The 26,781-nt window shown below is 28.5% G+C and carries 32 protein-coding genes and 2 pseudogenes; 1 reads left to right on the plus strand and 33 read right to left on the minus strand.

Annotated elements, in window-relative coordinates; all coding sequences use genetic code 11:
- Window positions 1–404: 404 nt before the first annotated feature.
- The 16 genes and pseudogenes from ACY1IQ_RS01530 to ACY1IQ_RS01605 all read right to left on the minus strand — a co-directional run bounded on the left by ACY1IQ_RS01530 (window position 405) and on the right by ACY1IQ_RS01605 (window position 12,400).
- Window positions 405–626 carry a BhlA/UviB family holin-like peptide gene (locus ACY1IQ_RS01530; RefSeq protein ID WP_461612285.1) on the minus strand — a complete coding sequence of 74 codons (222 nt, stop codon included), beginning with the start codon at window positions 624–626 and terminating at the stop codon, window positions 405–407.
- 479 nt (window positions 627–1,105) lie between these two features.
- Window positions 1,106–1,432 (minus strand): hypothetical protein, encoded by a 327-nt coding sequence (locus tag ACY1IQ_RS01535; RefSeq protein WP_461612286.1) that lies wholly within the window; start codon window positions 1,430–1,432, stop codon window positions 1,106–1,108.
- Between the two features lie 232 nt (window positions 1,433–1,664).
- Window positions 1,665–1,943, minus strand: coding sequence for a hypothetical protein (locus tag ACY1IQ_RS01540; RefSeq protein WP_461612287.1), 279 nt, complete (start codon window positions 1,941–1,943; stop codon window positions 1,665–1,667).
- A gap of 101 nt (window positions 1,944–2,044) precedes the next feature.
- A complete protein-coding gene (locus ACY1IQ_RS01545; RefSeq protein ID WP_461612288.1) occupies window positions 2,045–2,347 on the minus strand; it encodes a hypothetical protein in 303 nt (100 codons plus the stop codon).
- A 242-nt stretch (window positions 2,348–2,589) separates the two neighbouring features.
- Window positions 2,590–2,829, minus strand: a complete 240-nt coding sequence (locus tag ACY1IQ_RS01550; protein ID WP_039631297.1) for a PepSY domain-containing protein — start codon at window positions 2,827–2,829, stop codon at window positions 2,590–2,592.
- Window positions 2,830–2,972: 143 nt separating this feature from the next.
- A pseudogene (locus ACY1IQ_RS01555) lies at window positions 2,973–3,461 on the minus strand (Ig-like domain-containing protein); the annotation flags it as partial.
- Window positions 3,462–3,798: 337 nt separating this feature from the next.
- Window positions 3,799–4,044, minus strand: coding sequence for a hypothetical protein (locus ACY1IQ_RS01560; RefSeq protein ID WP_461612289.1), 246 nt, complete (start codon window positions 4,042–4,044; stop codon window positions 3,799–3,801).
- 323 nt (window positions 4,045–4,367) lie between these two features.
- On the minus strand, window positions 4,368–5,000 hold the full coding sequence (locus ACY1IQ_RS01565) for a tyrosine-type recombinase/integrase (protein ID WP_461612290.1): 633 nt from the start codon (window positions 4,998–5,000) through the stop codon (window positions 4,368–4,370).
- A 132-nt stretch (window positions 5,001–5,132) separates the two neighbouring features.
- Window positions 5,133–5,873 carry a YebC/PmpR family DNA-binding transcriptional regulator gene (locus ACY1IQ_RS01570; RefSeq protein WP_461612291.1) on the minus strand — a complete coding sequence of 247 codons (741 nt, stop codon included), beginning with the start codon at window positions 5,871–5,873 and terminating at the stop codon, window positions 5,133–5,135.
- A gap of 488 nt (window positions 5,874–6,361) precedes the next feature.
- Window positions 6,362–7,012 carry a YigZ family protein gene (locus ACY1IQ_RS01575; protein WP_461612292.1) on the minus strand — a complete coding sequence of 217 codons (651 nt, stop codon included), beginning with the start codon at window positions 7,010–7,012 and terminating at the stop codon, window positions 6,362–6,364.
- 31 nt (window positions 7,013–7,043) lie between these two features.
- Window positions 7,044–7,718 (minus strand): HEAT repeat domain-containing protein, encoded by a 675-nt coding sequence (locus ACY1IQ_RS01580; RefSeq protein WP_461612354.1) that lies wholly within the window; start codon window positions 7,716–7,718, stop codon window positions 7,044–7,046.
- A gap of 249 nt (window positions 7,719–7,967) precedes the next feature.
- Window positions 7,968–8,189, minus strand: coding sequence for a hypothetical protein (locus ACY1IQ_RS01585; protein WP_461612293.1), 222 nt, complete (start codon window positions 8,187–8,189; stop codon window positions 7,968–7,970).
- 161 nt (window positions 8,190–8,350) lie between these two features.
- Window positions 8,351–9,541 (minus strand): RNA-guided endonuclease InsQ/TnpB family protein, encoded by a 1,191-nt coding sequence (locus ACY1IQ_RS01590; RefSeq protein ID WP_461612294.1) that lies wholly within the window; start codon window positions 9,539–9,541, stop codon window positions 8,351–8,353.
- Between the two features lie 56 nt (window positions 9,542–9,597).
- Window positions 9,598–9,675, minus strand: a pseudogene (locus ACY1IQ_RS01595) (MerR family transcriptional regulator); the annotation flags it as partial.
- A gap of 425 nt (window positions 9,676–10,100) precedes the next feature.
- On the minus strand, window positions 10,101–11,897 hold the full coding sequence (hflX, locus tag ACY1IQ_RS01600) for a GTPase HflX (protein WP_461612295.1): 1,797 nt from the start codon (window positions 11,895–11,897) through the stop codon (window positions 10,101–10,103).
- Window positions 11,898–12,226: 329 nt separating this feature from the next.
- Window positions 12,227–12,400: a hypothetical protein gene (locus ACY1IQ_RS01605; protein WP_461612296.1), complete on the minus strand. Its 174-nt coding sequence runs from the start codon at window positions 12,398–12,400 to the stop codon at window positions 12,227–12,229.
- A gap of 163 nt (window positions 12,401–12,563) precedes the next feature.
- Here ACY1IQ_RS01605 and ACY1IQ_RS01610 point away from each other — a divergent pair, with 163 nt between their 5' ends.
- Window positions 12,564–12,767 carry a helix-turn-helix domain-containing protein gene (locus ACY1IQ_RS01610; RefSeq protein WP_461612297.1) on the plus strand — a complete coding sequence of 68 codons (204 nt, stop codon included), beginning with the start codon at window positions 12,564–12,566 and terminating at the stop codon, window positions 12,765–12,767.
- Between the two features lie 344 nt (window positions 12,768–13,111).
- Here ACY1IQ_RS01610 and ACY1IQ_RS01615 read toward each other — a convergent pair whose 3' ends face one another.
- The 17 genes from ACY1IQ_RS01615 to ACY1IQ_RS01695 form a co-directional block, all read right to left on the minus strand.
- Window positions 13,112–13,855 (minus strand): N-acetylmuramoyl-L-alanine amidase, encoded by a 744-nt coding sequence (locus tag ACY1IQ_RS01615; RefSeq protein ID WP_461612298.1) that lies wholly within the window; start codon window positions 13,853–13,855, stop codon window positions 13,112–13,114.
- Window positions 13,856–13,859: 4 nt separating this feature from the next.
- Window positions 13,860–14,279 (minus strand): phage holin family protein, encoded by a 420-nt coding sequence (locus ACY1IQ_RS01620; protein WP_461612299.1) that lies wholly within the window; start codon window positions 14,277–14,279, stop codon window positions 13,860–13,862.
- A gap of 78 nt (window positions 14,280–14,357) precedes the next feature.
- A complete protein-coding gene (locus ACY1IQ_RS01625) occupies window positions 14,358–14,492 on the minus strand; it encodes an XkdX family protein (protein WP_461612300.1) in 135 nt (44 codons plus the stop codon).
- Window positions 14,485–14,826: a hypothetical protein gene (locus ACY1IQ_RS01630; protein ID WP_461612301.1), complete on the minus strand. Its 342-nt coding sequence runs from the start codon at window positions 14,824–14,826 to the stop codon at window positions 14,485–14,487. Before ACY1IQ_RS01630 ends, ACY1IQ_RS01625 begins: the two co-directional genes overlap by 8 nt.
- 13 nt (window positions 14,827–14,839) lie before the next feature.
- Window positions 14,840–16,438: a hypothetical protein gene (locus tag ACY1IQ_RS01635; RefSeq protein ID WP_461612302.1), complete on the minus strand. Its 1,599-nt coding sequence runs from the start codon at window positions 16,436–16,438 to the stop codon at window positions 14,840–14,842.
- Window positions 16,439–16,534: 96 nt separating this feature from the next.
- Window positions 16,535–16,681 (minus strand): XkdX family protein, encoded by a 147-nt coding sequence (locus ACY1IQ_RS01640; RefSeq protein ID WP_461612303.1) that lies wholly within the window; start codon window positions 16,679–16,681, stop codon window positions 16,535–16,537.
- Window positions 16,681–17,034, minus strand: a complete 354-nt coding sequence (locus ACY1IQ_RS01645; RefSeq protein WP_461612304.1) for a hypothetical protein — start codon at window positions 17,032–17,034, stop codon at window positions 16,681–16,683. The genes ACY1IQ_RS01640 and ACY1IQ_RS01645 overlap by 1 nt, the downstream gene beginning before the upstream one ends.
- A gap of 5 nt (window positions 17,035–17,039) precedes the next feature.
- The gene (locus tag ACY1IQ_RS01650) at window positions 17,040–18,350 is read right to left on the minus strand and encodes a phage tail protein (RefSeq protein WP_461612305.1); all 1,311 of its coding nucleotides are present in this window, start codon (window positions 18,348–18,350) and stop codon (window positions 17,040–17,042) included.
- Between the two features lie 394 nt (window positions 18,351–18,744).
- Window positions 18,745–18,888, minus strand: coding sequence for a hypothetical protein (locus ACY1IQ_RS01655; RefSeq protein WP_461612306.1), 144 nt, complete (start codon window positions 18,886–18,888; stop codon window positions 18,745–18,747).
- Window positions 18,889–18,911: 23 nt separating this feature from the next.
- On the minus strand, window positions 18,912–20,414 hold the full coding sequence (locus tag ACY1IQ_RS01660) for a phage tail protein (RefSeq protein WP_461612307.1): 1,503 nt from the start codon (window positions 20,412–20,414) through the stop codon (window positions 18,912–18,914).
- Window positions 20,414–21,040 carry a putative phage tail protein gene (locus tag ACY1IQ_RS01665; protein WP_461612308.1) on the minus strand — a complete coding sequence of 209 codons (627 nt, stop codon included), beginning with the start codon at window positions 21,038–21,040 and terminating at the stop codon, window positions 20,414–20,416. The genes ACY1IQ_RS01660 and ACY1IQ_RS01665 overlap by 1 nt, the downstream gene beginning before the upstream one ends.
- The gene (locus ACY1IQ_RS01670; protein ID WP_461612309.1) at window positions 21,033–22,115 is read right to left on the minus strand and encodes a baseplate J/gp47 family protein; all 1,083 of its coding nucleotides are present in this window, start codon (window positions 22,113–22,115) and stop codon (window positions 21,033–21,035) included. The genes ACY1IQ_RS01665 and ACY1IQ_RS01670 overlap by 8 nt, the downstream gene beginning before the upstream one ends.
- Entirely contained in the window at window positions 22,116–22,520 is a 405-nt protein-coding gene (locus tag ACY1IQ_RS01675) for a DUF2634 domain-containing protein (RefSeq protein WP_461612310.1), read from the minus strand.
- A 3-nt stretch (window positions 22,521–22,523) separates the two neighbouring features.
- Entirely contained in the window at window positions 22,524–22,856 is a 333-nt protein-coding gene (locus ACY1IQ_RS01680) for a DUF2577 domain-containing protein (protein WP_461612311.1), read from the minus strand.
- A gap of 4 nt (window positions 22,857–22,860) precedes the next feature.
- Window positions 22,861–23,835 (minus strand): XkdQ/YqbQ family protein, encoded by a 975-nt coding sequence (locus tag ACY1IQ_RS01685; RefSeq protein WP_461612312.1) that lies wholly within the window; start codon window positions 23,833–23,835, stop codon window positions 22,861–22,863.
- Between the two features lie 11 nt (window positions 23,836–23,846).
- A complete protein-coding gene (locus tag ACY1IQ_RS01690) occupies window positions 23,847–24,509 on the minus strand; it encodes a LysM peptidoglycan-binding domain-containing protein (RefSeq protein WP_461612313.1) in 663 nt (220 codons plus the stop codon).
- Complete coding sequence (locus tag ACY1IQ_RS01695; RefSeq protein ID WP_461612314.1) at window positions 24,509–26,683, minus strand: hypothetical protein; 2,175 nt, start codon at window positions 26,681–26,683, stop codon at window positions 24,509–24,511. The genes ACY1IQ_RS01690 and ACY1IQ_RS01695 overlap by 1 nt, the downstream gene beginning before the upstream one ends.
- Window positions 26,684–26,781 lie beyond the last annotated feature (98 nt).

Below are 26,781 nucleotides of genomic sequence, written 5' to 3' on the forward strand. Positions count from 1 at the left end.
ATAAATAGAATTTAAATACATCTTATGTTATGGTTTAACAAAAGGAATTTCGATACAAGAAAAAATTGCTTTACAATTTAAATACATCTTATGCTACGTGGTTTAACCACTGCACTCAAGCCATTCTTTATTTTCATTATAACCTGTAATACATTGAAAATAAAGACTTTATTTAAAATTTTACCAACCATCTTATATTTTCAAAAAATTTAATAAAAACCTCTTTATAACCCTAGATGTTTCAATAGTTTAAGAAGAGTTTTATCTTCTTTGAGGTTGGTAAAATTAATGTTTAATTGTTACTTTAACTAATCTAACAATTGCCTATTTAATCGTGATATACATAATCAGCACTACTAAGTGCATAACACTAATCTATAGCAATTTTCAACCTTATTATACTCTTAATTAATCTTATTTTTTATATCTTGTACGTCTTTTTTTACATTCTCAATCACATTTAATTTCGCTGCTAGATCTTGTATAATAGATTGGTTCTTATCTATAGTAGCATTTAATCTGTTCTCTCTTTCTTGTGTAGTTTTAAGAACATAAATTAATAAGAATACAAATAATGCGTATTTTAATCCTTTACTAATTGCTACTTTTATTACTTCTTGTTCCATATTCTCACCTGTTGTTTTAGTTTACTTTAAATTCAATAATCATAATTATGATTATGTAATATAATTTAAGTTTTTATCATAAAAATTGGCAAGAAAAAAGACCTTATGGTCCGTTATCTTGCCTTTAAAATGTATTTAGTTTTATATCGTAAAAATATCAAAATACGAACTAATCATTAACTGGTTCAAGTCTATCTTCATATATATAGTCTTAAATGATTTGGAAACAAGACTAAATAGCACCAATGGTTTTCTTCATATTTTTTTAAATTTTATAATTCCTATACGGTCAAATTCTTTGTCTTTAACCTTTTGGTCTATTTCATACATAAATTTAAGCCTTCCTTCATAATATATTTGAATTTCCACATGCGAAATATAGCAAATTCCTTTCTGAATAATACGGTATTTTAATATATTATTTATATTTACTTTTAAGTTACTTAACAAATTGGAATTTATATAATTAATTTTAATATTTAAGATTCTTCAATCAATTTCTTCTCACTTCTCAATGCTTTAGCAATATTAGTGCCTCCATTACGTTCACATAGTTCTATTTCACTATCAATAACCTTTAGCATCTCTTTCTTAGTGATTATATTATGCTCATGTTCCAATTCAGCATCACCCCAAAATTCTGGATAAGTATAGTCAAAATAATACTCATTCATTGATGTTACACCATATATAACTACTTCAATTGGCCCAAAACAATAATAATTTATTATTGCTCTTTTACCATCCTTATCAGCCACCTCAGATGGCATGCAATGATAAAAATTTCCTATAAATATTCCATTCATTATACCCCTCCAAATTCCTTATCTCTGCATTACTCATATATACCCTCCATAAAAAATAAATTCTATCGATAATTAATACTATAATAGCAAAAATAGGTAAAAATTTAAAGTCACTATAATTTTTACATAATCTTTCCCAATATAATCTATGATTCTGTTCTGTTAAATATATAGGATTACTAACATCTAATCTACTATTTCAATCTTTACTTAATTCTATAATATGATGTACTCATTCACCTTGTATTATCTTTCCCGTTCTATAGTATTCCAGTATATCTATTGCGTAATAATCAGCAATCACTACATCTCTTATTTTCTTCCAACTCTTATCATTATAAAAATCTTGATATTTCTTTTGTTCTTTATCCTTACGCCTTCTACTTTGGTATTCTCTATATCTTTCCTTTTCGCTTTCATCCCATTTCCTCTGATGATAATCGCAGTAAATCACTCCATGCTCTACTATCTTATTACATCCAGTTTTGCTACACTTCTTTTTTAATGACATTAGATTACCTATTCATATAAATAAAAAAGATAGATAATCCTATGTTTAGAATATCTATCTTCTTATTTATAATATTATATTTAATTTATGAGAACATTTATCTACTTTTCAAATTTAAACGATTCATTTTCCATTATAAATTCTTTGGTAATACTGAAACCACATAATTTAAGAATATCGTATGTTCCTCTTGGTCCTTCTCCCCAATAGCCACATGAACATGAATTAATTAAATGTATCTCTTCATTCTTATCATTAATTAATACTAATTTATACTCAGCTTCATCTTTTTTACCATGCATCTCAACTGATATAACATTTCCAAAGGCATCTTTATATCTCTTGAAAAATTCTAAACCTCCTTGAGTCGAACCATCACAATTATTATTTATTATCATTGCCATTATAATTACACCTCCATTTTATATAACTATTTCTACATTTTAGGATATAATCCTTCATTTGTCGATTATTTATGCACATAAAAATAGCACCTAGTTTCCTAAATGCTATAAAAAAGAGGCCTGTTAAAAGAGATTTTTTTATTAGTATTTTTATTAATCACTTAAAACCTCTTTGCTCCACTCAGCTCCTCTATCAGCTTCAAATACTGTTTTGATAATTAACAGAATTAAACCTCTGTACTTTAATCAGATTTTCTTTCAATTTTAAGAATTTTTCCTGTATCAGCATTTACTTCAACCTTATACAATCCAGTATCATTTCTAATGTCAACTTCATAGATTAATAAATTATTTTTATAATCTATTCTAACTTTTTCTACCCGACCTGGAACTCGCTCTGAAGCGATTTGTATAGCTGCTTCGCTATTAATCCTATAGGTTCTCCAGTAATCATCCCATAGCCTATAATAAATATCTCTCATTATATTAAACTCTTCCTTTTTAAGTATTCACATTATCATTATATGTAAATTTTTAAGAGTTAGTGCTTTATAATAATGTACATACCGCCTATCACATCAAAATAAAATAGCACCTAGTTTCCTAGATGCTATGATTATCTAATTTATTTACTTATTTCATATTCTCTAACTTCAAAAGATACTATTTTATCATGTACTATATATTCTTTTACTGATGTATATGGATTAAGCTTTTTATCAAATGAATATAATGCTGAACCTTTGCCATTAGCTCTTTCTTCATACCAGTTTATGAATTTATTTACTTCTTCCATGCTTACATCATATTCTTTTGTAGCTCCATTTACTAAAGAAATACTTAGAATTGCATTATTCTTATTTTCTTCTGCTAATTTACTTACATTTACTTCACAAGTAGCTGTTAAATCAGTATTTTCTACTTTAGCTGTTATTGTTGCTTGTCCTTCTTTTATAGCTGTTACATTTCCTTCTTGGTCTACTGTTGCTATTGTTTCATCACTTGAACTCCATACAACTTTCTTATTTACTGCATCTTCAGGTAATACTGTAGCTGTTAATTTATCTGAATTGCCTTCTACTAAATTTATGGATGTTTTATCCAAAGTTATTGATTGTTCACTTACTTCATATGGCAATAACTCTCCATCTTCATCAATGTCTATTGCATCCAATCCAGTAACATTTCCGTGGTCTGCATTTTCTGCAACAGTTATAATCACATTATGATTTCCTGGATTTAATCCTAGCTTCTCAAAAGATAATCTTCTATACTTTTTTGCGAATAAGTATAATTTTCTCCATCTATGCTTATATTAACAACTTTGGGTTTATCTATATTACCATTAGTAAGTATTCTTAATTTGGTTCCATAGAACCTAAATTTAATATCATTTCCTATCTTCTTACTAAATGTTATAGAGGAATTATAGTAGTACGGATCTGTATTATTTATTTTCCACTCCCCATTATATTGTATTTTGAATTTGAATCGTCATATCTTTTCCATCCTTTTTCCGGAAGCTTAATCTGATCTCCAACTTTTGCACTATTTTCAGGTGTATTATTTAAATTTTGCGTACCTATAACCGCATCATCAAATGAAGCAGCTTTTACTATTTTTGCATTATTAAAACTTAATGACATAAATACAAATGCAAACATTAGTATTAAAATTGATTTTAATTTTCTTTTCATTATTTTATCCCCCTTGTGTAATTTGTACATATGCATTATATACTGTATAAATTTGCATATTCAAGGATAAATTTACCATAATTTAGGTCATATTTTTTAAAACTTTATAATTATTGTAAAACATATTTAAAAATATATATTCTATTTAAATATATTTGTCAAATTAGAAATGATTAAGATATTTATTTGAATTTCTTTATCAAGTTTTAAATTATTTATAGGAATAATAATCACCTACTTTTTAAACTTTTAAACAAAAAACACCTATTTAAAATTAGGTGTTTTAAGCTCGTATTAATATTATCTATTAGATTTTAAATCATTTAATATACTACTAAAATAATCTTTATCTCTGATAAATAATCATTTTGTATTATACATTTTCTCAGTCTCATCATATATTTTTTTAATAAAGGACTTACGCTAACCTGTCTTTCTTTATTTCCTTTACCTCTAAGCATTGCAGTCTTATCTTTAATATCATCTTTTAATAAGGTACAAGTTTCATTATTTCTTGCTCCTGTATCTATCAAAAAAGCTATTAACATTTTGTTTCTAGCTTCCAAATACGTAGTGAATTTATATGCCTCTAACATATTTACTATTTCTGTATCTGTAAAAGTATTCATAATAACTTTACCTTCTTTTTGCCAACCTACTTTTAGACATGGGTTTTCTTCTAGATATTCTTCTTCCATGCAGTATTTTAAAAATGCTCTAACAGTTTTTAAAACAGCATTCGCATATGTAGGTTTGCACCTTTTTTGCATCAAAAATTTAAAATATTTCTTAATGTGCATGGATTTTATACTTTCTAATTCTGTAATGTTAAATTCTTTATTTAAATAATTAAAAAACAAAATATTATTATTTCTATAACCTTTTATTGTTTTTTCAGAATAATTCTTTACCTCACAGTCAAATATAAATTCTTTTAAAACGTCATTTAATTCCATAAAAATAAAACACCTCCAAATGCATTTTTTATACATACATTTAAAAGTGTTATATTTCATCACAAAATGATTAAAAAACGTATATCATCATGTTTCTTAATCAATCATATCGTCTAAAGCATTGATATTGCTTTACTCTTCAAATCCTTCTGGGAATTCTGCATTATGATATACGTTTTGAACGTCATCGTCATCTTCTAGTGCATCTAGCATTTTTTGTATTTTACCTGCTGTTTCCATATCTACTTCTGAGTTAGTGTCAGCAACTAATTTAACTTCTGCTTCTAAGAACTCTACTCCGTTTTCTTCAAGAGATTCCCTTACTGCTCCAAAATCTTCTGGTGTAGTAGTTACTACATAAACTTCATCTTCAGAAGCAAAATCTTCTGCTCCTGCTTCTAGAGCCATCATCATTAATTCATCTTCATCAAGGTCATCGTTTTTTTCTATAACAATTTCACCTTTCTTTTGGAACATGAAGCTCACACAACCTGTTGAACCCATATTTCCACCATGTTTTGAAAAGGCATGTCTTACATTTCCTGCAGTTCTATTTTTGTTATCTGTTAGTGTTTCAACAATAACTGCAACTCCAGCTGCACCATATCCTTCGTACGTAATTTCTTCGTAGCTAACTCCTTCAAGTTCTCCTGCTGCTTTTTTAATTGCTCTAGTTATTGTATCTGATGGCATATTAGCAGCCTTTGCTTTAGCAATTACATCTCTTAGCTTATTGTTTGTTTCTGGATTTGCACCGCCATTTTTAGCAGCTACCATTAACTCTTTACCTATTTTAGTAAATATTTTACCTCTTTTAGCATCTACTTTTCCCTTTTTAGCTTGTATATTATGCCATTTTGAATGTCCTGACATTTAGTTCCACTCTCCTAACTTTATATGTAAGGCATCTAAAATAAAATTACTGGTCAGTATACTAGTTATGAAGATGCCTAAATAATGTTTTTGCATTGTATAAGGCATGTGAAAGAAAATAGTAAACCAAAGATGTTAGTATATTTTAGGCATATGAAATAAAATAACTAGTTAAAGATGTGAAATATATTTTGCATCAGACAAGTTCACAGGTTTTCATGATAGTCTAGATATCATGGAGTTCTGACGACGCAGTATGATACAAAATAGATGAACATACTGACTAGTTATTTTTTTGAATATGCCTCATATTAGACAAGGCGTCAGGTTCCGCTCATAGTACTCATAGTAGCACTATGGGTGGGTTCTGACAACGCAGTATAATGGAAAATAGACTAATATACTGGTCTATTATTTTTTTGAAAATGCCTAACTTTAAAATACTCCTTAAACATTATAACACAGTGATCTATCTTCTTTCAAATACCCTATATCACCTCTTTAAAAAGTCTATTTTCCATTTTAAAATAATATTCCTCTTCTTCTTCAGAAATTATTACTTTTCCATTAGTAGCCTCTACAAAACTCCCATGTATAGTGTCATAATTTTTACTTTCACAATACATTATAATCTCAACTTTATCTGTATACATAGTATCTTCTATATGCCATTGATTCTTACCACAAATATACTGAATTTTTCCTAATAGGTCATAGTCTAGTTTTACCTTTATCTCAAGTCCCTTGACTTTCTCGACTATTCCCCCAACTTTAATAGCTTCAGATGCACCTTTGGAATAAGCCCTAACAAGACCACCAGCCCCTAAAAGTATACCTCCAAAATATCTAGTAACTACTACTGCTATATCTGTTAAATCATTTTTCTTTATAACTTCTAATATTGGAATGCCTGCTGTACCTTGAGGCTCACCATCATCACTATATCTTTGAATTCCTTTATTTTCTCCTACTATATAAGCTGAGCAATTATGAGTAGCTTGCTTATGCATGGCTTTTATCTTTGCTACAAATTCTTTAGCTTCTTCTTCAGTTTTAACTCTTTTAGCATATCCTATAAAGACAGATTTTCTTTCTTCAAATTCTGCACTTGCTTCATCTTTGATAGTAAAATAGCTCATCCCTTATCCCTCCTCATAAAATATAATGAATTTAACCAATACTATCTTTTGTATCTTTAAAACTGTTTAGAAACTCTTCACAGGCTTTTTTTATATAAGGTCTGTCATTAATTTTATAAATTTCCTCTATTTTTTCTATGGCTTTTTCACTTTTTATTTTCTGTAAAGATTTTATAGCATAGCTTACTACTTGATTATTTTCATCTTGAAGTGCTCTTAAAAGTGCCATCTCCCCTTTTGAATCTCCTATTTTGCCTAAAGCTGATACAGACAATCTTCTAATATTAACAAATTTATGTACTGTAGACTTTATTAAAAAATCTACTGATTGAGAAGCTCTAAGTTCACCTAGTACCCATATTCCAAACTCTTTTTCTTTTAACGATACTTCTAAATGATTTTTTAATATATAATCTATGAGTTTTGTTTTATTAACCACATCTAGACTATTTAATATATATATTCTTTCTGATTTTCCTACCTTTGATAAAGTCTTAAAAAGCTCTTCTATATTTTGGCTTTTAACTACATACCTATATTTTATTTTACATGCTATTATATGCTTCTGCACTTCAGCTTTTTGCAAATTTCTAATAATACTTATAGTTTCTATGGATTTACCTTCTAAATGTAAGAAATAAGATATTTCTTCGTCACTATACTTTTCAGCAAAATTCCAATCAAACTTCACTAAACCATTATTCAATAATTTTCTCACCTCATCTTCAATACCTTAAACTGAGAAATAAAATATTTGACATGTAAAAGAAAATAACTAATCAAAAAATAAATCTTATATTTTGCATTGGACAATGAAACTATTTCTCTTAGAATATAGCTCTCTTGAAATTGTAATTATACAATATGATAAAAATAAAAAACATATTGATTAGTTATTTTTAAATATGCCTTATATTTAATTATAATATATAAGTTAGGAAAGTTCATGGAAAAATTATATAATAACCTTTTTTATATTATTTCTCTCCATAAAATTGCACTTATTACATAGAAAAACATGAGTACAACTATTTCCATTATCCTCAATAGGTGCATCTGCACTATAAGGACCATAATACTCTTGTACTCTTCCTTTATCCTCCATTGTTCCTCCGCATTTGCTACATATATAATTACAGTTCTTTATTTCATTGCACTGTGGACAAATATATTCCATAATGATCCCTGCTACTCAAAATATGGACAAATATACCCATATCGAGATTTTTACTACTTCAACGTGTCTGATTTTGTTCTATAGAACTACTTTCATTTGATATAACACTCCATAGTCATAAATTCCGAACTAGCCATCCGTACATATCTACAATAACTTATTTATGCTATTTTGTAGATTTTAGCATCTCTTAAATTAAAACTTGCATTTATATCTCTATCCTCTTCATAGCCACATTCGCACTTATAGATTCTATCAGAAAGTTTTAAATCCTTTTTAATATGGCCGCATTCATGACATAATTTACTTGAAGGATAAAATTTATCTACAATTCTCAATTCAATACCCATCCAATTACACTTGTTAGTTAATTTAGTTCTAAACTCAAAAAACTTTTGCTCTGCAACTGCTTTGGATAAATGCTTATTCTTCATCATTCCACTAACATTTAAATCTTCTATAGTTACGAAACTTGGATTTTGTTTCACTATATCAGATACTGCTTTATTAATATAATTTGTTCTTATATTTGAAAGATTGTAATGAAGTTTTTGTACTTTAGCTATTTGTTTTTGGATATTTTGTCTAGTAGCATCTCCTTTCTTATCTTTATTTCTTAATTTTAAACTTTCATATTTCCTTGAAAGTTTTCTTTGTTCACGTTTTAATCTCTTTTCTAGTTTTTTTACTTTTTCAGTTTTATTAATATTCTTTTTACGAATACCATTTGAAATAACTGCAAAGTCTTTTAATCCTAAATCAATGCCGACTCCATCATTTATAGGAATATTTGGACTTACAATATCAGTTTCCACTAATACTGATACATAATATCTATCAGCACTCTTAGATACTGTTCCACTTTTAATATTTGCATTTATTGGTATATATCCATATTCTTTTAATCTTACATTTTTCAATGATGGTATCATTATTTTATGTCTGTATACTTTCCAGTCACCTTTATTGTTTTTAGGAAAATATAATTTAACATCTGATTTATTCTTCTTTTTAAACCTTGGAAATTTAGATTCACCTTTAAAAAACTTTTTATATGCAGTTTCTGCATTACATATAGTTTTCTTTCGTGCTTTTGAACCACATTTATTAATCCATTGATATTCTTCTAATGTTTTAATTTCATTGTTGATATATTTATCAAAATCATTAGCTGACATAAATGAATGTTGCTTATCCAATAAACCATCTTTAAATTGCTGATATAATTCTTTATTTTTGGCAAGATAAAAATTATATAAATATCTGCATATTCCAATTGATTGATTAATTTTCATCTTTTGTTCCAACGTTGGTTTTATTTCCACCTTGTATGCTATTAGCAATTTCTTCATCCTCCTCTATCTTTTTCTTACACTTTTGAAGACCATATATCCTACATAAAAATATCTTCTCTATCCCAACGTTGCAATGTTTTCACTGAAACTCCAAGTAACTCAGAAAAGTCTTTTGGTTTATAATTAGTTATGTATTTCATTAATATCACCCCTTAGGTATATATCAACATAATTAATCACATTTATCTATATTTTTATTAACTATTGACTCCCTCCTTATGGAATTATCTTTTCCATTTTTCCAATTTATAAATCTTTAGGCATCTAAAATAAAGTTATAATTTAAAGATATGAACAAGATGCCTTATTATAAAACTAAAACTGCTAACTTTAAAATCAGTTAGCAGTTTTATTCAAGTATAGCTGAATATATATGTGCCATTAAATATTTTCATTCATAACTTGTGAATTCAATAGTTTTAATTATAATATTAAAAGACATCAACTATTTTCATATATTAATTTTTAGAACTAACATATCTATGTATGATTTTTAAAATAAGCTATATAAAATATTATCTTTCTTCATTATAATTCTATTTTAGAAGGCATATACTTATTCTTCAATTATATAATCTTTACATTTATTGTATACTTCTTCATCACCTTGAACCATCATAACTGTTCCTTCTTCTACATACTCTTCACTATCAACTTTTCCATTTCTATGAAGATATGCGACGGTACTAGAATCTGCATATGGAATTAGCACCTTAAAAGCTTTTAACTTATAAGGAAGTAATTCTGTACTTTCATTTAACAACTTTTCTAAGTTTATTCTTTCTTTTGCAGATACTTCTATTATTTTATAGTTTTTATATTTTTCTCTTAAATCCTGTAATTTTTCTTCTAAAGCTTTGTCTGTTTTATTAAGAACTAATATAGTTGGTTTATCACAAGCATCTAATTCTTTTAAAACATCTTCAACAACTTCAATTTGCTTATCAGCGCTGTCACTAGAACTATCTACTACATGCAATAGCAAATCTGAATAAATAACCTCTTCTAAGGTAGATTTAAAGGCTTCAACTAATTCATGAGGAAGCTTTCTTATAAATCCTACTGTATCTGTTATAGTGGCTACCCTATTATCTGGAAGTAATATTCCTCTAGTAGTAGTATCTAGTGTTGCAAATAACATATCTGCTTCAAATACCTTCTCCTTTATATTTGAAGATTTTAATGGGTAAATATCGCAAAGAGTATTTCTTAGCGTTGATTTTCCTGCATTAGTATATCCTACAAGAGAAATCTTAGATATGCTATCTTTATTTCTCTTTTCTCTTTGTGTATTTCTAACATGCTTTATTCTTTCAAGCTCTTTAGTCAAGTCATATATTGTTTCTCTTATATGTCTTTTATCAGTCTCAAGCTTCTTTTCTCCTGGACCTCTTGTACCTATACCTCCTCCAGTTCTTGAAAGTACTGTACCTAGACCTCCCAATCTTGAAAGTCTATATTTTAACTGTGAAAGCTCAACTTGAATTTTTCCTTCTTTTGTTTTAGCTCTTCTTGCAAAAATCTCTAATATTAGGGTAGTTCTATCTATAACTTTTACACCTAATGCACCTTCTAAATTTCTAACCTGCGCTCCTGATAGCTCTTCATCAAAAATAACCACATTAGCTCTTAATGATTGCCTTACTAAAGCTATCTCTTCTACTTTACCTCTACCTATATAATAAGCAGGATCTATTTTATTTTTGCTTCTCTTTTGAAGTATTGAATATACAGGAATAGCTTCACAAGCCTTTGTAAGTTCACCAAGTTCTTCTAAGCTTTCTTCGTCTTCTGTACCAACTAATATTGCCCTCTCTGTATTATCCTCAATAACATCATTTTCTTTGATAAGGCTTTCTATATGCCTAACCTTATCTAAAAACTTAAACTGCATTACATCTTCTGTAGTTCTAAACTCTAATTCTTCTTCAACTAAAATATTATTGTTTACATCACAAAATCCTATATGATATTTTAAGTTACCTTTATTATTAACGCCAATCGCAACCATAGCATCAAGTTTTAACTTAATTAGTGCAGATATGTCTAGCCCAGATAATTTAGGATTTCCATTAGGATGAGTATGAATTACTCTAACTCCTGATAATTTCCCTTCCTTAACATCTATTATTGGTATGTCTACGGTACTACTATCACCAATTGCCACTCCTATTATATTTCCTTTTCTATCTATAGCAACACTAATTTCTCTTTCTAAATCTAAAGTAACTTCATTTAAAAGATTTACAAGCTCTTCTGTAAATATCATATCTTTAGGTATCTTCATTTCATATATTGTATCTAATCTATTAAGTATGGATTTTTTTACACTTTCAATGTTTCCATTTATCAAAATTATCATCTCCATTTTAAACTTCAATTTAAGTATGTAAAATAACTGTTCAAAATCCTATATAAATTTAAGTCTTTCTTAATTTATCACCCTTAGTATACCTTAATTCACAATTTTATATGGCGAACACTGTTCGCCGCTACAGTTATTAGTTGTAACTTCATTTAATTTTATATCATTAATAAACAGTTGTAAATACAATAGAGTATACTATCTTTTTTAATAAAATTAGCAATAAAACTACTTTTAATATTACAATTTAAATTTTTACAAATATTGAAACAAGGTCTCTAATTCATTCTTATATTTTTTAACATTGCATTTTAAAATTATACCATAAAATTTCTTATTATTTTATGAAGTATTTTAGATTTTTCTTTACTATTCAAGGTTTTATTAAAATAAACTAATGTGTATCCCCTATATTTTGTAATATAATATTTAAAATTATAATCACATAATTTTATTATGTATTTTTTGTTTTTATATATAAATCCCCTCATAAATTCCCCTCCAACTCTACTTTAAATGCAATATAATTATACCTCGTGAAAGTATTCCTGACAGGAATATTTCGACATAGTCCTTTTGAGGCACAATTTATAGGTTTTATTTTGTCGTAATTTGTGCAAAAATCCAATTGATAAAACAATTCGAGGTATGATAATGTTAAAAAATGCAAGAAAATCAAAAAGAATGTCGCAAAAATATCTTGCTAAAAGGTTAAGAATAACACAATCTTACCTTAGCAAGCTTGAAAATAAAAAAAAATATAATAAGAATGTAACTATAGATTTGGTTGAACGAATAGCTGAAGAGCTAGATTTAGATAGTACAGACGTTTTTTTCTACTTCTGTCGCAGAAGTTAAGCTTTACTTTTAATATTTTAAATAAATAATAACTTTCCGTTAGAATCTGCAAGCTAATCTTAGCTCAAATGTAGGCATAATATAGGGAAAAAAGTTTACTAGATATTTTTACTAGAATAAACTTTAGCCATTTTGTACAAAAAAGTATTAAAAGGTAGCTGATAGATTTTATAATTAAAAAAAATTGAGGAAGAATTTAAAAATTAGAGCGATACGAATAACTTTAAGTGCATAATTAAACTTGCGGTAGTAAATATAAACCCTTAAGATTTATAGATGTGAATAGTATTTAATAAAGTATATAAAAAAACAATAGTTCTTGGCTCAAATTAAAAACTATCTTTTTACTGAAATATGTCTATATAATCACCATGTACATATCCACCATGATTAGGATAGTAAATGTGTATCCACTCCCCTTCTTTTCTGTATAATCTTACTTTTTCTCCATGTTTCAAGATACCTAATATTTTGCTATTAGTAGATTTACTCTGTCTTACATTTAAACCGTCTTTGGCAGTAACAATACCTATCTTTCCATCTAAGGAATACCAATTACTATTACTAGGTATAGCTTTGTCTGTAATTCCTTCTGCAATTGCATTAGCTAATCTTTCTGCACCTACTTTTTTATATAACTCTACGTCTATACTATCTATAAAAAATAACTCTATTAACATTGCTTTAGCTTTTGTATTTCTTATTACATATAAATTACTACCGTCCTTAATTCCTCTATTATTAAATCCTAAGGCTACTATGTTATTTAAAGTTTTCTGTGCTTCTGTAAAAATGTCATTATTGTAGGTATATACTTCTGTTCCTTGTCCTCCTCCAGCATTTACATGTATGGATATAAATAAATCTACATTGTTAGAATTAGCCTTATTTACTCTATAGGATAAACTTTCATTTACACTATTTGCACTATCTATTGCACATTCTATAACTGTGTGTCCTAAGGCTCTTAATTTAGAAGTAACTATTTTTCCTACTTCTCTTGTAATATCCTGTTCTTTAAGTCCATTGCCCACTGCTCCAGTATCATAACCCTTTAAAGTATGTCCATAATCTACACCTATTTTCATTTTCCTAATCCTCCCTCTTAATTTCCTTTTTATTACCTTCCTTAAGTTGTAATAATGCTTCTCTTATTTTTTCTGGTATAGGCAATCCTAATGATCCACAATTTTCTAAAATAGATAAACCCTCATTTGCTATATAAAAATAACAAATAAGGGTTCTAAATATCCATTTATCAATATTTAATAATCGATCTAAGCTTACTGCAACTATTAACACTACAAATATAACACCTTTTCTAGCAATACCTTTAAGTCCAGCATTACTAGATAATTCTTTATTAAAATATGCCCTCATCCAACCAGTTGCATAATCTAAAGCCATTAGAGTAACTAATATCTGTAACGCTAAATCCCACGCTCCAAAGAACCATGTAAATCCTGTTCCTATGCTTGCTACTATTGTTTTTATTAAATTTTCTTTTTCCATATTACATCCCTCTTTTGTTATAAAAATAGGCAAAATAAAAAGACCTTATGGTCCGTTATCTTGCCTTTGAAATTTAATTTATTCTGCAATATAATCCATTTCTGTAATACTCTTAAATTCCTCTACTGTTAAAACACCCCACTTTGTAGCTTCTTTTAAATCATCTAAATTTAAATATTTTTCACTATAAAACAATTTATAAAAATTAAACATTACCACTACCTCCTAATTGGATTAATTTTATGTTTAAACTGTTTATTTGCTCTGCTAAACTAGCAATCAAAACATCTTTTTTCTTGTTTTCTATTGTAAGATTATTTATTGTTTTAATTGTTAATTCTTCTTTTGTAGGTTGATCTTCTACATGTTCATGGGTTACGTTGCCATGTTGTCCATAAGCTTCTTTTATGCAATTAAGCCAATATTCAAATTCTGAATCTTTGCATTGGTACTCATGCGCCTTAACTTCTTTTTCGTAAGAGGTAATTCCATCTTCATTTTCTATAATTTTAACTATCTCTTCTATAAAATATTTTATTTTATACATTCGTTGACCTCCTTTAAGGTATTTCTGTATATACTGGTTGGTTTGAAGCATTTAACCTCGAATATATAACCCTATTATTCGCATTAAGCGTAATAGTCGTTGGTTGTGACTTAGCTCGTAAGTCACTTATATTTGATATATCTTTACTATTCATTCTTTCAACTCTAATGAATTCGTTGTAATTGCCAAAAGTGTTTTGATAAACATAATTAAATAAAACATTATATCTACAATAATCACCAAAAGTATTAGTAACACAATGATTTTGAATAGTATTATATTGAAAACTATCTCCAGTTTTATTATGAGTACAGGAACTCCCAAAGCTATTTTCACTACAATTATAACCAAAAACATTATTAGTGCAACCATTCTCAAAGCTATTTTCAGTGCAACTATTACCAAAACTATTGTTACTACAACTATTACCAAGGCTATTAGAATAACAATTAGTACTAAAACTATTGTCATGACAACCATTGCCAAAACTATTATTAAAACAACCATAAACAAGATTATTGTTGTAACATCCATTTCCGAAACTATCTCCAAAACAACTGCCAATAATAGTATTTCCATAACAGTTACTACCAAGACTATTAAATCGGCATGAATATGCTAAATAATTAGCATAACAATAACAATTAAGAGTATTATTATATGCATTTGTAAAAATATTGCCATAACATGTAACGCCAAGCGTATTACGATATGACCTAAAATGAAATGTATTCCTAGAACAACCATTTAAAAGTGAATTTCCATAAGAATCTTCAATGAATACATTGTTATGCAATAGTGGAGCATTATTAGTTTCGATAATATTACTATGACATCCAGTTCCGAATGTAGGCATTTCTACTAACTCGCCAAGATTTAATTCAATATTTTTTGCTATTTTAGTTTTTTCATTTAATAATAATGGTGTATCCAAATCAGGGTATACCTCATAAAAAACATTTTGGTCTATAGGACTCGTTGGAACGTTTGTGTTTTTAGCTATCCACAGTTTATTGTCTGCTTTATAAACAACACCCATTACTACAGGGTCACCAGTATTCCATTGATGATAACTAGGTCTTCCAGTTGTTATTTCAGTACGTGTGTAATATTTTGGGTCAGGTTTATACCTTGCCCATAACATTGTACGCCAATCTTGCGGAGCATCATTTTTGCTAATAGGGTCATATCTTCTTAATATAAACCCTTTTCTTGAAGTTGCTTTATCTTCACATACGTTATTATCAAAGTCATACCAAATGGTATCAGAAGGGTATTTCGTACTAAAAACAATAGGTTCAAACGTATTCTTGCTACTTGCTGTTAAAACTAATTCCTCTACACCCATTTCTTTTAGCACTTCTGTTGTAGGTTGAATATATTTAGTTCTGTAATCTGTAAGAACATATTGAACTCCTGGAATTAATTTATTATCTTCAATTAGCTCTTTTAACTCATTATAGTTTTTTCTTTGTTGTTCCATATGTGACTCTATATTATTAAGTGTTTTATCTAATGTATTTTCTTCATCTACGTACACAGCTTTTGCATGTGTCATGGGTAATATATTGCTTTTATCTACATCCTTTAATACCTTTATTTTTCCTTGCATATTTATCACCTCTTATTTTAAAAATAGACAAAATAAAAAGGCTATATGCCCTAATATCTTACCTTTAAATTATTTTAATTATGTCGCAAAAATTATCTATTGTTTAGCAAAATCTTCATTACAAATTTTTTTAAATTCATCTGCAGTAATTTCTCCGAAAGGATTTTTTTCACATTTAACCACTTGACTTAATAAGTCTATTCCTATCGCACCTATATCATAAGCCATTTTCCAAAAACTCATTATTCATTACCACCTTTTTTTAAATTCATAACTTCTATTTTTAAAATTGCAACTTCTTTAGTTAAATTTACAGATAAAGCATCTTTTTTCATATTATTAATTTTTTCCTGTGCTAAATTCTCTGTAAGTAATTTGACTTTTTCTTCCAAAATTTCTTCCTTAGTTTTTTCTAACGTAAATTCCCCACCTTCTAATTTAAACATAGAAAAATCATTAATTCCATCAAATCTGCTATACTCTCTTCCACCTAAAAAACATATTATTGAATTATTTATTTTTATTACCTTATTAAATTGGAGTATATTATTATTGTTATCTCTATAATAATTATTATTTATTTTTAACTTTATCATTTCACCTATACCTCATTTCCATATAACATAGTAGTTTTATATGCTTTGGAGGTTTTGCCCACAAGGTTACTATCCCATTCATAAATTTTAGAATCTTCACAATAATAAGCACTTTTATTAGAATTACTATCTGAAGTACATTTATGGGCACGTATTAAACTTTGACTAGCACCTATAAAATAATCAGTTTCTAAATTTTTGAAATTCATGTAATGTAGAAAAACTGAACAATTATAAAATGAAAGACTATGCTTTATAACATGTCCCCCATTATGATCAGGACCAGGTAAAACATCTATATATGATGTTACATCAATACCACCACTATAACCATTTGTATAAACTACATCACAATTATAACACTGTAAATAATCAATAGATGATAAGTATAATTTAACATGTTTACAATTTTCAATTATAATTCCTTTACATTTATTCTTAGAACGTATAATGATTGCATTCATATTTGATATAATAATATTATTTGGATAATCTCCCTCTATATATATTTCTACTGTTTTATAATATTTTGATATGATATCTACTGTTTTAAATGGTGCTTTTGAACTTAATCCGTCGTTATTATCATCACCATTTTCATAATTAACATAAACAGTTGTATAATTATTACCTATATATTTAGAAAAATTATTTAATGAATTATTTATATAATTTGTATTATTTACAATATCAGCCATTTGCGACTCTAAATTTTCTTTATTTTCATTTATCTTTGTTTCAACTTTCTCAAATTCATCTTTTATCAAAGGATGCATTTCTCCCTCAATTATAATTGTTTCATCAAGTAAATCTTCAGCATAGACTCCTTTTAAATCTTTAATTTTATTTTCTAATACTTCTACATCCTTTTTAGTTGCCATTATAATAGCTGGATCTACCTTTAATGTTACATTTGCAGAATTACTTACTTCTAATATCATTCTTATTATTAAATCTTTAGTTGATCCATCACTTATAACTGGTTTATAGGTTTCTGGGTATTTTCCTATAGCAATTAAACTGCCTTCATCGTCAAATATCCCTACCTCTCTTATAAAAAATCCTCCTATATTACCAGCAATTATTGTTTCTATAACTATCCAGTTTGGATTCTTACTATCTGTGGTTATCGAACTCACATTTCCTTTCCAAACTTCATTAACTATAGCTTCTTGATTTTCTGTGGGATTATAGTACTTTCCATTTCCATCACCTAGTACTAAGGTTGTTAAATTTAATTTATTTCCAAAAGTATTTGCATTAGCTATTTTCGCTTTTCCTATAGATGTTAATATGCTATAAAATTGTTCTGCCATTATATTGCCTCCTCTCTAGATATACTGTTATTTTCTAAGATTTAAGTTATGCCACAAATATTATCTATTGTGATAAGAATTTATTTACTCCTTCTTTTAAATTAAATAAACTTGGCACTTCTTCCTTTATTATTATTCCTACATTAATCTTTCTTACATAAAATTTAACTAGGTAGCTATCAACTGTAAAAGTTATTTCTTAATTGCTTCCTTGAAATACTGAAATAGTAGAAGTTAATTTTAATATAGTAACTTCCAATTCTATTACTTTACTTTTTAATCTTTCATTTTCTTTATTGCTTAACTGTAGCTCTTTTTCTAATTCTTTAATTCTGTCTTATAAAACAGTATCCGCCGCTGGCTCATAAGTTTCTTGACTCCATTGATTACCCAGCTACTTTCTATATCTTACTGTTTCATTATATTCTTGTAATTCTATATATACATCTGTATTATTTGGTATTCTATCTACCTTTGATTGAATTTCCATACATACATTGTTGTTATTTAATTTTGCATAATAATAAAATTTTTTCATTTTTATAATTCCTCCCTATAAACTTATACTTTTGTAATAATTGGTAAATTAACTCCTATGCTAAAATTAACTGTTCCTAACCTGTCACCTACGGGCTCCACTTCTAAAAGATAAGTATCTTCATCATTTCCTGTTACATTTACATCCATGTATACAGTGCTTGACGTAGCCCTATCTGAAGGTCCTCTATAGACAGTTGTGCCTTTCCTGTCATAAAAGATACCGTTTCTTTTTATTGTCACCCAAACTTGTAGTGATTTAAACTCATTAGTAATGTAGCCTTCTATTTCAAATATAAACCTTACGCTTCCACTAAACCCTAGTTTAATTCTATGTCTGTAGTAAGCTTGGTCATTTATCAGTTCATAATCATTTATGCTTGCTTTTTTCAGTACACTAGAAAACCAGTTCCCAGTTCCTGCAACCAGTCCATAACTTCCAACGACTCCACCAATATTAATACCCTTTTTAATATTGGAAGATATTAAATTAGGAAACTGAGCTTTTACATACCCACCACTATAATATCCGTTTGGTAAATTATATTGTCCATCTTGAGTTGTTAAAGTTTGTGAAAGGCTTCCTCTATTAGGCATAGTACCGACTATTCCAGTATCATTATCGTTGCTAAATGTTTTTCCTGCTAGTACATTTGCAACTAAAGCATTTCCCTCTGCACTAGCATTTATAAAAAAACAATTGCCTAACGAGCTATACCAAACTGTTACTGCTTTTCCTGCTATTAGATTAGGACTTGTAGTAGTATTAGGTCTATATAAAGGTTTACCATTTATAGTTGTAGAAGTTCCATTATTATTTTCAGAAACTATAAAGGTTTTAGAATAGCCATCTACTAATGTTGGAGTATTGAGTATTATTGCTGTAGCTGTTCCATCTGCCACTTTATACGTCATATCAGCCATTTGCGACGTAACTTCTTGTAAATTTTCTTCTATTGTTTTATCATTATTAGCTTTTATGTCTTCTGCCTTAAGTGTGATATCACCTAGTTTATTATTTACTTTAGTTACTGGTATTTTAATATTTTTAATTTTATTATCTAGTATTTCAATATCTTTTTTAGTTGCAATTACGGTAGTTGGGTCTATTTTTAAAGTTACACTTGAAGCATTATCTACTTCTAATATCATTCTTATTATTAAATCTTTGGTTGCTCCATCATTTACAATAGGTTTATAGGTTTCTGGGTATTTTCCTATGGCTATTAAGCTGCCATCATCATCAAACACGCCTACTTCTCTTATAAAAAATCCCCCTACATTACCAGCTATCATTGTTTCTATAACTATCCAATTTGAATTTTCACTATCTGTGGCTATAGCTCCTATATTTCCTCTCCAAACTTCATTAACTAGTGCTTCTTGGCTTTCCGTAGGATTATAATACTTGCCACTTCCGTCCCCTAATGCTAAAGTTGTTAAGTTCAATTTGGTACCAAAAACACTGGCATTAGCTATTTTAGCTTTTCCTATAGATGTTAATATACTATAAAATTGTTCTGCCATTATATTGCCTCCCTTCTTGGGTGTATTGTTATTTCTTCCACATCTGAATTATTAGATAATGCAACATTAAGTTTTGCTTTAGTTTCTAAAGTTTTAGCGCTATATGGATATAAAGTTATTTCTTCTCCTGCTGTAACACAACTTGCATAATAAATAGGTGATTTAATCTTTTGTACTAATGTGGAATTTAACACCATATTGCATGGAATTATATATCTAAAGTTATCTATTATTTCATTAAACGTATTCCAATCAAAAGTATTTATTTCTACCTTTAAAATATATTCATTATTTAATAATTCTAATTTAAAATTATCTTCTCCAAATAAATTTTTCAGCTTATTGTCTAAGAATCTATAACTAAATGGAACTTTGTCCAATTTTCTATTTTTAATCCTTAATTTTCTAAAGTCTAAGCTTTCATTCAAGTCATCTACCCTTATTTTAAATAAAGTTTCATATTTCTTGATGCCATATTCTGTTGCAGTATCTATAAAATTTTCATTTAAAATTCTTTGTTGTCCTTTTTCTAATAATTCAAACTCTTTATCTTCTGTTTCCATTATTTCTTTAAATTCTTCTATATTTGCAATCTCTGGTGGTAGAAATTCTATTAACTTATTCATTTAATACCACCTCTTTCAATGTAGGGACTTCATCTAATCCTAGATTTAAATTTTCTTCTTTTCCATTTACTTTAGTGGTGTGTATGTCTGCCACACCTTCTACATTTAAAATTCTAGCTTCAATTTGACTTATTCTAACTATTGTATTTTCTTCCTCAGACCATTGTTTTCTAAGACTTAAGAGATAATCTTTAATAACTTCCTCTATATCCTCCTGAACTTGGCCTATGGTAACTTCCCGTCTTAACACAAGTTTAGTATCTATAGTTATTTCTATATCTTCTGCTCCCTTAACCGTTACTACATGGCCAACTGGAGCTATACCTAAACCTTTCCCATTGTTAGGAACAGGGTCTAAAGTAGTTTGCACTAAATTAATTAATTCTTTAGTAGGAACGTTGTAGCTGCTATCTAAAAATACTATCTTTACAGTTCCTCCACCATTCCATATAGGGAATACTTTTACAGCCCCAATTCCCTCTATGGCTCTAGTGTTAATTTTGTAATCTGCTACGTTACCGCCAAATGGTTTTTCATTTAAATGTTCAATGTACCTATTAAAAAGACTTTCATTGTCTTCTATTTCTTGTCCTGGGATAATAATTTCTCCTAAATTAGCAGTAGATAAACCCTCTATATAATCTATAGGTATTAATTGCCCTGCTATGAAATTGCCTTCTATACCTATAGACTCGCACCTCATTTTATATGTTCCTGTGGATATCTTCTCTATAGTTATAAAATTAAAATCATCTATAGAAAATCTACTACCTATAGGAATATCTATTAAATTATTATCTTGGTCATAGAAATATCCTTTTTTAATTGCATAAGTTGCAGCCCCTCTTTTAAGCCCTTCTTCTGCTACCCTTAAATCTAAAAACTCACCTGGCATATTAGGACTAGCAAAAGTATATTCTAAGAATCTATCCATATCAGAATACATTCTTGCAACTTCCATTGCTGCTGGAGCTAAAGCATTGTATATAATAGAGCCTTCTCTTTTGTCTAAATCTCCTTGTACTCTTTCTAACATCCTATTTAAAATTGTTTCCTCTGTATATACTTCAAACAACTATCTCACCACACTTTCAGTAAATTCTCCGTAAATGGAAAAAACTGTGAACTCAACTTGAACACAGTCTTTATCATATTTAAATATAAAATTATCAATATTGTTAATCCTATCATCTTGTAATAGTGCTTCAGTTATTCGTCTTTTAAACTCACTTTCTGCTATATCCTTTTGCTGCCCTATAAGTTCATTAAGCTCACTTCCATAGTTCCAAGAATATATCAAGTATTCATATCTTTCTGTATTTAATATTAAATATATCGCTTGCTTTAACGCTTCAACTCCATCACAAAAACCTATAGTTCTTCCTTTTTCAAAATCTATTCTGTATGTTTTACTAGGTTCAATTATTTCTTCTAATTCTAGATCATCGGATATAACTGCTCCTTGTGGTAATATACTCAATTGTTACACCACCTTATCTAATATAATGTATTGTTGTCCACCTTGCACTCTTAACAATAAGACTTTATCACCTTGTTTAAGCCCTTCTCTTATAACAATTTTATTTAAAGCATTAGAAGTTGAACCATTAGTATAATTATGATTATGGGACAAATCTATTTCATACTTAGTTAAACTTTCAGGGATAATAAAAAATTCCTTTGGTAGTATAAGCTTTTGGTCTATCTTTATTTTAAAGTCCTCTATATTTAGTACCTCACCAAAAATTATATTAACTGGATTACTTGCACCTACTGCATCTATTCCGGCTTTTTTTATAATATTTATCATTCCCAATTATCTACACCACCTTTAAATCAAAATCTATAACTAAATTACCTTTTTCAAACTTATGTGTGGCTTCTTCTATTAAATAGTATTGTTTAATTCCCTTTTCTTTTATGTCCACATAGACACCAGCCCCTGCCCTTAACTTTAAATCGTCCTTAATATCAATGCTTAAAATATCTTTTAATTTTAATGTTTTAGACTCTCTGTTCTTAAGTTTTAATGTATTATTAACCATTTCTTGTATTTGTGCCTTATTCATTTTTTCATCTACTTTTTTATAATATTGAAGTCTTCCCCATTTAGCTATATTCTTACTATCCTGTGCAATAAACACATCTGTTCTCATCTCTTCTTTATTTTCTCTAACTATCTTCACTCTATTATAGGTATCAGATTCTATACTATTTTTCCAATCATAATCACCTAAATTGCTATCATCAGAGATAACAGTTCTTTCCCTCATATTATTTATATTTTTTAAACAAAGAGCTCCAAAATCATCATAAAAGGTATAAGTTTGCTTTGTATTCACTAAAGTCTTTTCTAAAGAACTATATATTATATCTAGAAGCTTTTTATCACTCTCTAAAATAGATGGAATTACATACTTTGTGTCTTCTATAGTTCCTACCTTTAATCCAATATCATTTGCTATTTGACTTATTATTTGGCTGGCTTTTTTATTAGTAAAAAAATAACTATCATTGAATAGCAGGTATCTTATCTGATCAAAAGCTGTTACTTTTACTTCAACATCTTTACTGCCGCCATTCTCAAATACATAACCATAGAAAACTTTGTTATTATCTACCTTAAAACTTATTACATCACCGTTATTTATAGATATAGATTTGTCCTTTATAAATTTAAATTCTAAACTAGAAGGATTACCTTTTCTTTTAGTTTTCCAAGAGACTTCTGTAATAAGTTCAGATATATCAAATACATTGCCATTTTTATTATCTAAAAGTAATTCAATTTGCACTTAACCACCACCTATGGAATTTTAAAAACTTGACCTGGATATATTAAATTAGGGTTTTTGATATTATTTAATTTTGCTATTTCTGGATATCTAGCACCATCACCAAGATACCTTTTAGCAATATGCCACAATGTGTCTCCACTGACAACAGTATGTGTTTTTTGTTTTGGTTTTTCTATTGGCCTTGGCGGTTTAGCCTTTACAGCTGCAGTTTTATTTTTAGTATTTTGTTTAGTTACTATAACTACTTTTTTAGCTGCATAAGGCTTATATCTCTTAAATTCTATAGAGTAATATATATCTCCAACTTCTCCACCTTTTTCACTTAGTTTAAAACTTTCTATAATAAATAAGTCATTCAGCTCTAAAGGACTCCCGCCAGTAAATATAAATCTTATTTTTTGTCTCTTATCTCTCCACGCTCTAATTTTGTTAATATAAAAACTCGGAGAAAATAATTCCTCCGAGCTTACATAGGGTCCTCTATTTAATGGAAAATAACTTTCAAAACTTATCTCACTTAACTTAGGTTTATTTATTGTATTAATTTCTCCTAAGTTAATAACATTAAAAGTTTCATTGTCCCCATCTTCATTTATCTCTATTTTTTCTGGGAGTACTGGAAGAATAAATCCTTCTTCACCGTCATTTATTCCTAGATACATTTTGTACATTAAGCATATACCCCCTCTGCACTATTAACTAGCTCATTTTCCATGTAGGTTTCTATTCTAGAGATTATTGTATTAATATCTGCCTCTTCTTTAATATCTCCAGTTGTAACCTGCACTGTAGGAGTTAGTGTAACAAAATTTTGTACGCTCTCCTGTTCCGCTAAATCTCTCATCATTTCTAAATGCTCATTACTTACATCCATTTTATCGTCAATATTTTTAAGATGATTATTAGCATTATTTAATCCATTAGCTCCTGGACTTCCTAGCCCACTTCCATCACCTAATAATTCCGATGGATTTTTTATTGTATTAGCTGTATCATTTTTATATGAATCTGGCTTTAATTTATCTAATATATCACTTACTTTAAAAGTATTAGGATTGTTTTTATGATCCTCCTTAGCAGCTGCTATATCAGCTCTTCTTTTCGCTAAATCAGCATCTGCCTTATTAATCATGTTATCTAGATCATCTTGCCTTTTTTTCATTGCCGCATTTTTGTCAGCTTTATAAGCATCTAAAGCTTTATTTCTAGCTGATTTTTCTAGTTGATTTTCTGCCATAGCTTTAGTGCCAAAAGTTACTTTACTTATAGCATCAATTGAAACTCCTGGGATTTTATTAACATGACTAATTAAATCATTAATTAAATCTATTGCTCCATTAACGAAGTCCTGTAGTATCATGAGTCCACCAGCTCTCATATCACCTAAAGCATTTTGAATGCTTACAGCTAATTGATAACATGCCATACATAAAGAATCCCACATATTCATTATTCCGTATACTGTCATATATGCGCTAATTTTAAGCATATCCCATGCAGTAAGCAATACGTTTGTAAACATAAGCCATGTTGCCTTTAATCCATTGGTATGAATCATCCATGCAATTAGTACTGCTATAACAACTACTATAGCAGTTATTATCCATGTAATAGGACATGCTGCTAAAGCTGCATTTAATCCGTCCTGTGCAATTATCAAAGCAATAATTGCAAGCGTTTCTATACCAGATGCAATAGCATGTATCCCTTTGACTATTGTAGTTTTTAATGTTGCAAGCCACGCTATTCCCATTACTGCATTATAAGCAATTATACCTGCTACTAGGCCCCATATTAAAGGACCAATAAAAGACCAATTATTTAAAACTATTTCACCTATCCAACAAAACGCATCTGCTACTCCTTTAGCTATGGTAGATATAATAATTAATCCATTAGATATGGAATCAAAGACAGGTTGAAATCGTCCTTGTTGAAACGCTTCATTAATAGTACTTAAAATAGGTTTTAAAATCTGCAAAGCACCATAGCCGGCTTCTGCAAAAGAGGTTTGTATATTTGATTTTAAATTGTCTAATTGTGCTATTGCTGAATTATTAACTTCTTCTAATGCTTGCTCTGTAGCTCCCTTTGCATTTAATATTTCATCAAATTTATTTATGAAATCATCTATACCTGAACTACTCTCAAGAAATTCTTGATCTGCACCCTCAAACCCAAAATTATCCATTAAAGCTCCATAGTCACCAGCTAATGCTTCTTTAATTGCAGATGCGGAACCTTCCAACCCTTGAGTTGGATCAACAAGAGATAACTTTTCAGCACTCTTATTTAAATTCATAAGTTTATCTGTGTCTTTAGTTACTTTCATAAATTCCATGCTTATTCCTGTGAATTCTTCTAAACTATAAGCACTTTGATTGGCATGATCAGTTAGTCCTTTAAAAAATTGTTTTCCTGCACCCTTGTTACCTAGAGCACTAGAAACAGTATTAATTTGTTGTTCTAATCTTGCAGCACCACCTATTGTCAAATCAAAAGCTTTTTCAATAGTAAGATACTCTTCTTTAAAGGATTCAAATTTATCCCGTAATTTTTCTGTTAATTTTTCTATAAAATTTGAACTTTTATCAATAGAATCATTTAAATTCTCCTGTTCATTTGCCGCTTCATTTTGAGAAATTGCTAATTGGTGCAATGCCGCCGAAGCCCTATTAGTGCTGTGTCTAGCCGCATTTAAGGTATTAGTAATTCCTATATCTCTGCTAGATGAGCTTGATAAACTATCCATAGCTGAGATAGTTAAATTTAAAGCTTGGGTAATTTGTTGAAGTGGTTTTGTCATTTCATCAAACATTTTTAAGCTAGTTGATACTGTTGCCATAATATCACCTCCCTTTAGAGATAATAAAAGCACCCCTACTAAAGAGTGCTTTTAACTTAAAAAATTTGTTTTTATAGAACTATAATATTATTTAACTC

It is taken from the genome of Clostridium sp. Marseille-QA1073 (assembly GCF_054863625.1).

Excerpts from the sequence above, each read along its gene's own strand:
- ACY1IQ_RS01615 (WP_461612298.1), bottom strand. The coding sequence starts at position 13,855 with ATGAAAATAGGTGTAGATTATGGACATACTTTAAAGGGTTATGATACT.
- ACY1IQ_RS01530 (WP_461612285.1), bottom strand. The coding sequence starts at position 626 with ATGGAACAAGAAGTAATAAAAGTAGCAATTAGTAAAGGATTAAAATAC.
- ACY1IQ_RS01535 (WP_461612286.1), bottom strand. The coding sequence starts at position 1,432 with ATGAATGGAATATTTATAGGAAATTTTTATCATTGCATGCCATCTGAG.
- ACY1IQ_RS01655 (WP_461612306.1), bottom strand. The coding sequence starts at position 18,888 with ATGAAAAAATTTTATTATTATGCAAAATTAAATAACAACAATGTATGT.
- ACY1IQ_RS01620 (WP_461612299.1), bottom strand. The coding sequence starts at position 14,279 with ATGGAAAAAGAAAATTTAATAAAAACAATAGTAGCAAGCATAGGAACA.
- ACY1IQ_RS01635 (WP_461612302.1), bottom strand. The coding sequence starts at position 16,438 with ATGCAAGGAAAAATAAAGGTATTAAAGGATGTAGATAAAAGCAATATA.
- ACY1IQ_RS01695 (WP_461612314.1), bottom strand. The coding sequence starts at position 26,683 with ATGGCAACAGTATCAACTAGCTTAAAAATGTTTGATGAAATGACAAAA.
- ACY1IQ_RS01550 (WP_039631297.1), bottom strand. The coding sequence starts at position 2,829 with ATGAGAGATATTTATTATAGGCTATGGGATGATTACTGGAGAACCTAT.
- ACY1IQ_RS01690 (WP_461612313.1), bottom strand. The coding sequence starts at position 24,509 with ATGTACAAAATGTATCTAGGAATAAATGACGGTGAAGAAGGATTTATT.
- ACY1IQ_RS01565 (WP_461612290.1), bottom strand. The coding sequence starts at position 5,000 with ATGGAATTAAATGACGTTTTAAAAGAATTTATATTTGACTGTGAGGTA.
- ACY1IQ_RS01630 (WP_461612301.1), bottom strand. The coding sequence starts at position 14,826 with ATGTATAAAATAAAATATTTTATAGAAGAGATAGTTAAAATTATAGAA.
- ACY1IQ_RS01625 (WP_461612300.1), bottom strand. The coding sequence starts at position 14,492 with ATGTTTAATTTTTATAAATTGTTTTATAGTGAAAAATATTTAAATTTA.
- ACY1IQ_RS01605 (WP_461612296.1), bottom strand. The coding sequence starts at position 12,400 with ATGAGGGGATTTATATATAAAAACAAAAAATACATAATAAAATTATGT.
- ACY1IQ_RS01545 (WP_461612288.1), bottom strand. The coding sequence starts at position 2,347 with ATGGCAATGATAATAAATAATAATTGTGATGGTTCGACTCAAGGAGGT.
- ACY1IQ_RS01540 (WP_461612287.1), bottom strand. The coding sequence starts at position 1,943 with ATGTCATTAAAAAAGAAGTGTAGCAAAACTGGATGTAATAAGATAGTA.
- ACY1IQ_RS01640 (WP_461612303.1), bottom strand. The coding sequence starts at position 16,681 with ATGAGTTTTTGGAAAATGGCTTATGATATAGGTGCGATAGGAATAGAC.
- ACY1IQ_RS01570 (WP_461612291.1), bottom strand. The coding sequence starts at position 5,873 with ATGTCAGGACATTCAAAATGGCATAATATACAAGCTAAAAAGGGAAAA.
- ACY1IQ_RS01585 (WP_461612293.1), bottom strand. The coding sequence starts at position 8,189 with ATGGAATATATTTGTCCACAGTGCAATGAAATAAAGAACTGTAATTAT.
- ACY1IQ_RS01590 (WP_461612294.1), bottom strand. The coding sequence starts at position 9,541 with ATGAAGAAATTGCTAATAGCATACAAGGTGGAAATAAAACCAACGTTG.
- ACY1IQ_RS01650 (WP_461612305.1), bottom strand. The coding sequence starts at position 18,350 with ATGGCAGAACAATTTTATAGCATATTAACATCTATAGGAAAAGCGAAA.
- ACY1IQ_RS01560 (WP_461612289.1), bottom strand. The coding sequence starts at position 4,044 with ATGAAAAGAAAATTAAAATCAATTTTAATACTAATGTTTGCATTTGTA.
- ACY1IQ_RS01660 (WP_461612307.1), bottom strand. The coding sequence starts at position 20,414 with ATGGCAGAACAATTTTATAGTATATTAACATCTATAGGAAAAGCTAAA.
- ACY1IQ_RS01665 (WP_461612308.1), bottom strand. The coding sequence starts at position 21,040 with ATGAATAAGTTAATAGAATTTCTACCACCAGAGATTGCAAATATAGAA.
- ACY1IQ_RS01610 (WP_461612297.1), top strand. The coding sequence starts at position 12,564 with ATGTTAAAAAATGCAAGAAAATCAAAAAGAATGTCGCAAAAATATCTT.
- ACY1IQ_RS01575 (WP_461612292.1), bottom strand. The coding sequence starts at position 7,012 with ATGAGCTATTTTACTATCAAAGATGAAGCAAGTGCAGAATTTGAAGAA.
- ACY1IQ_RS01645 (WP_461612304.1), bottom strand. The coding sequence starts at position 17,034 with ATGATAAAGTTAAAAATAAATAATAATTATTATAGAGATAACAATAAT.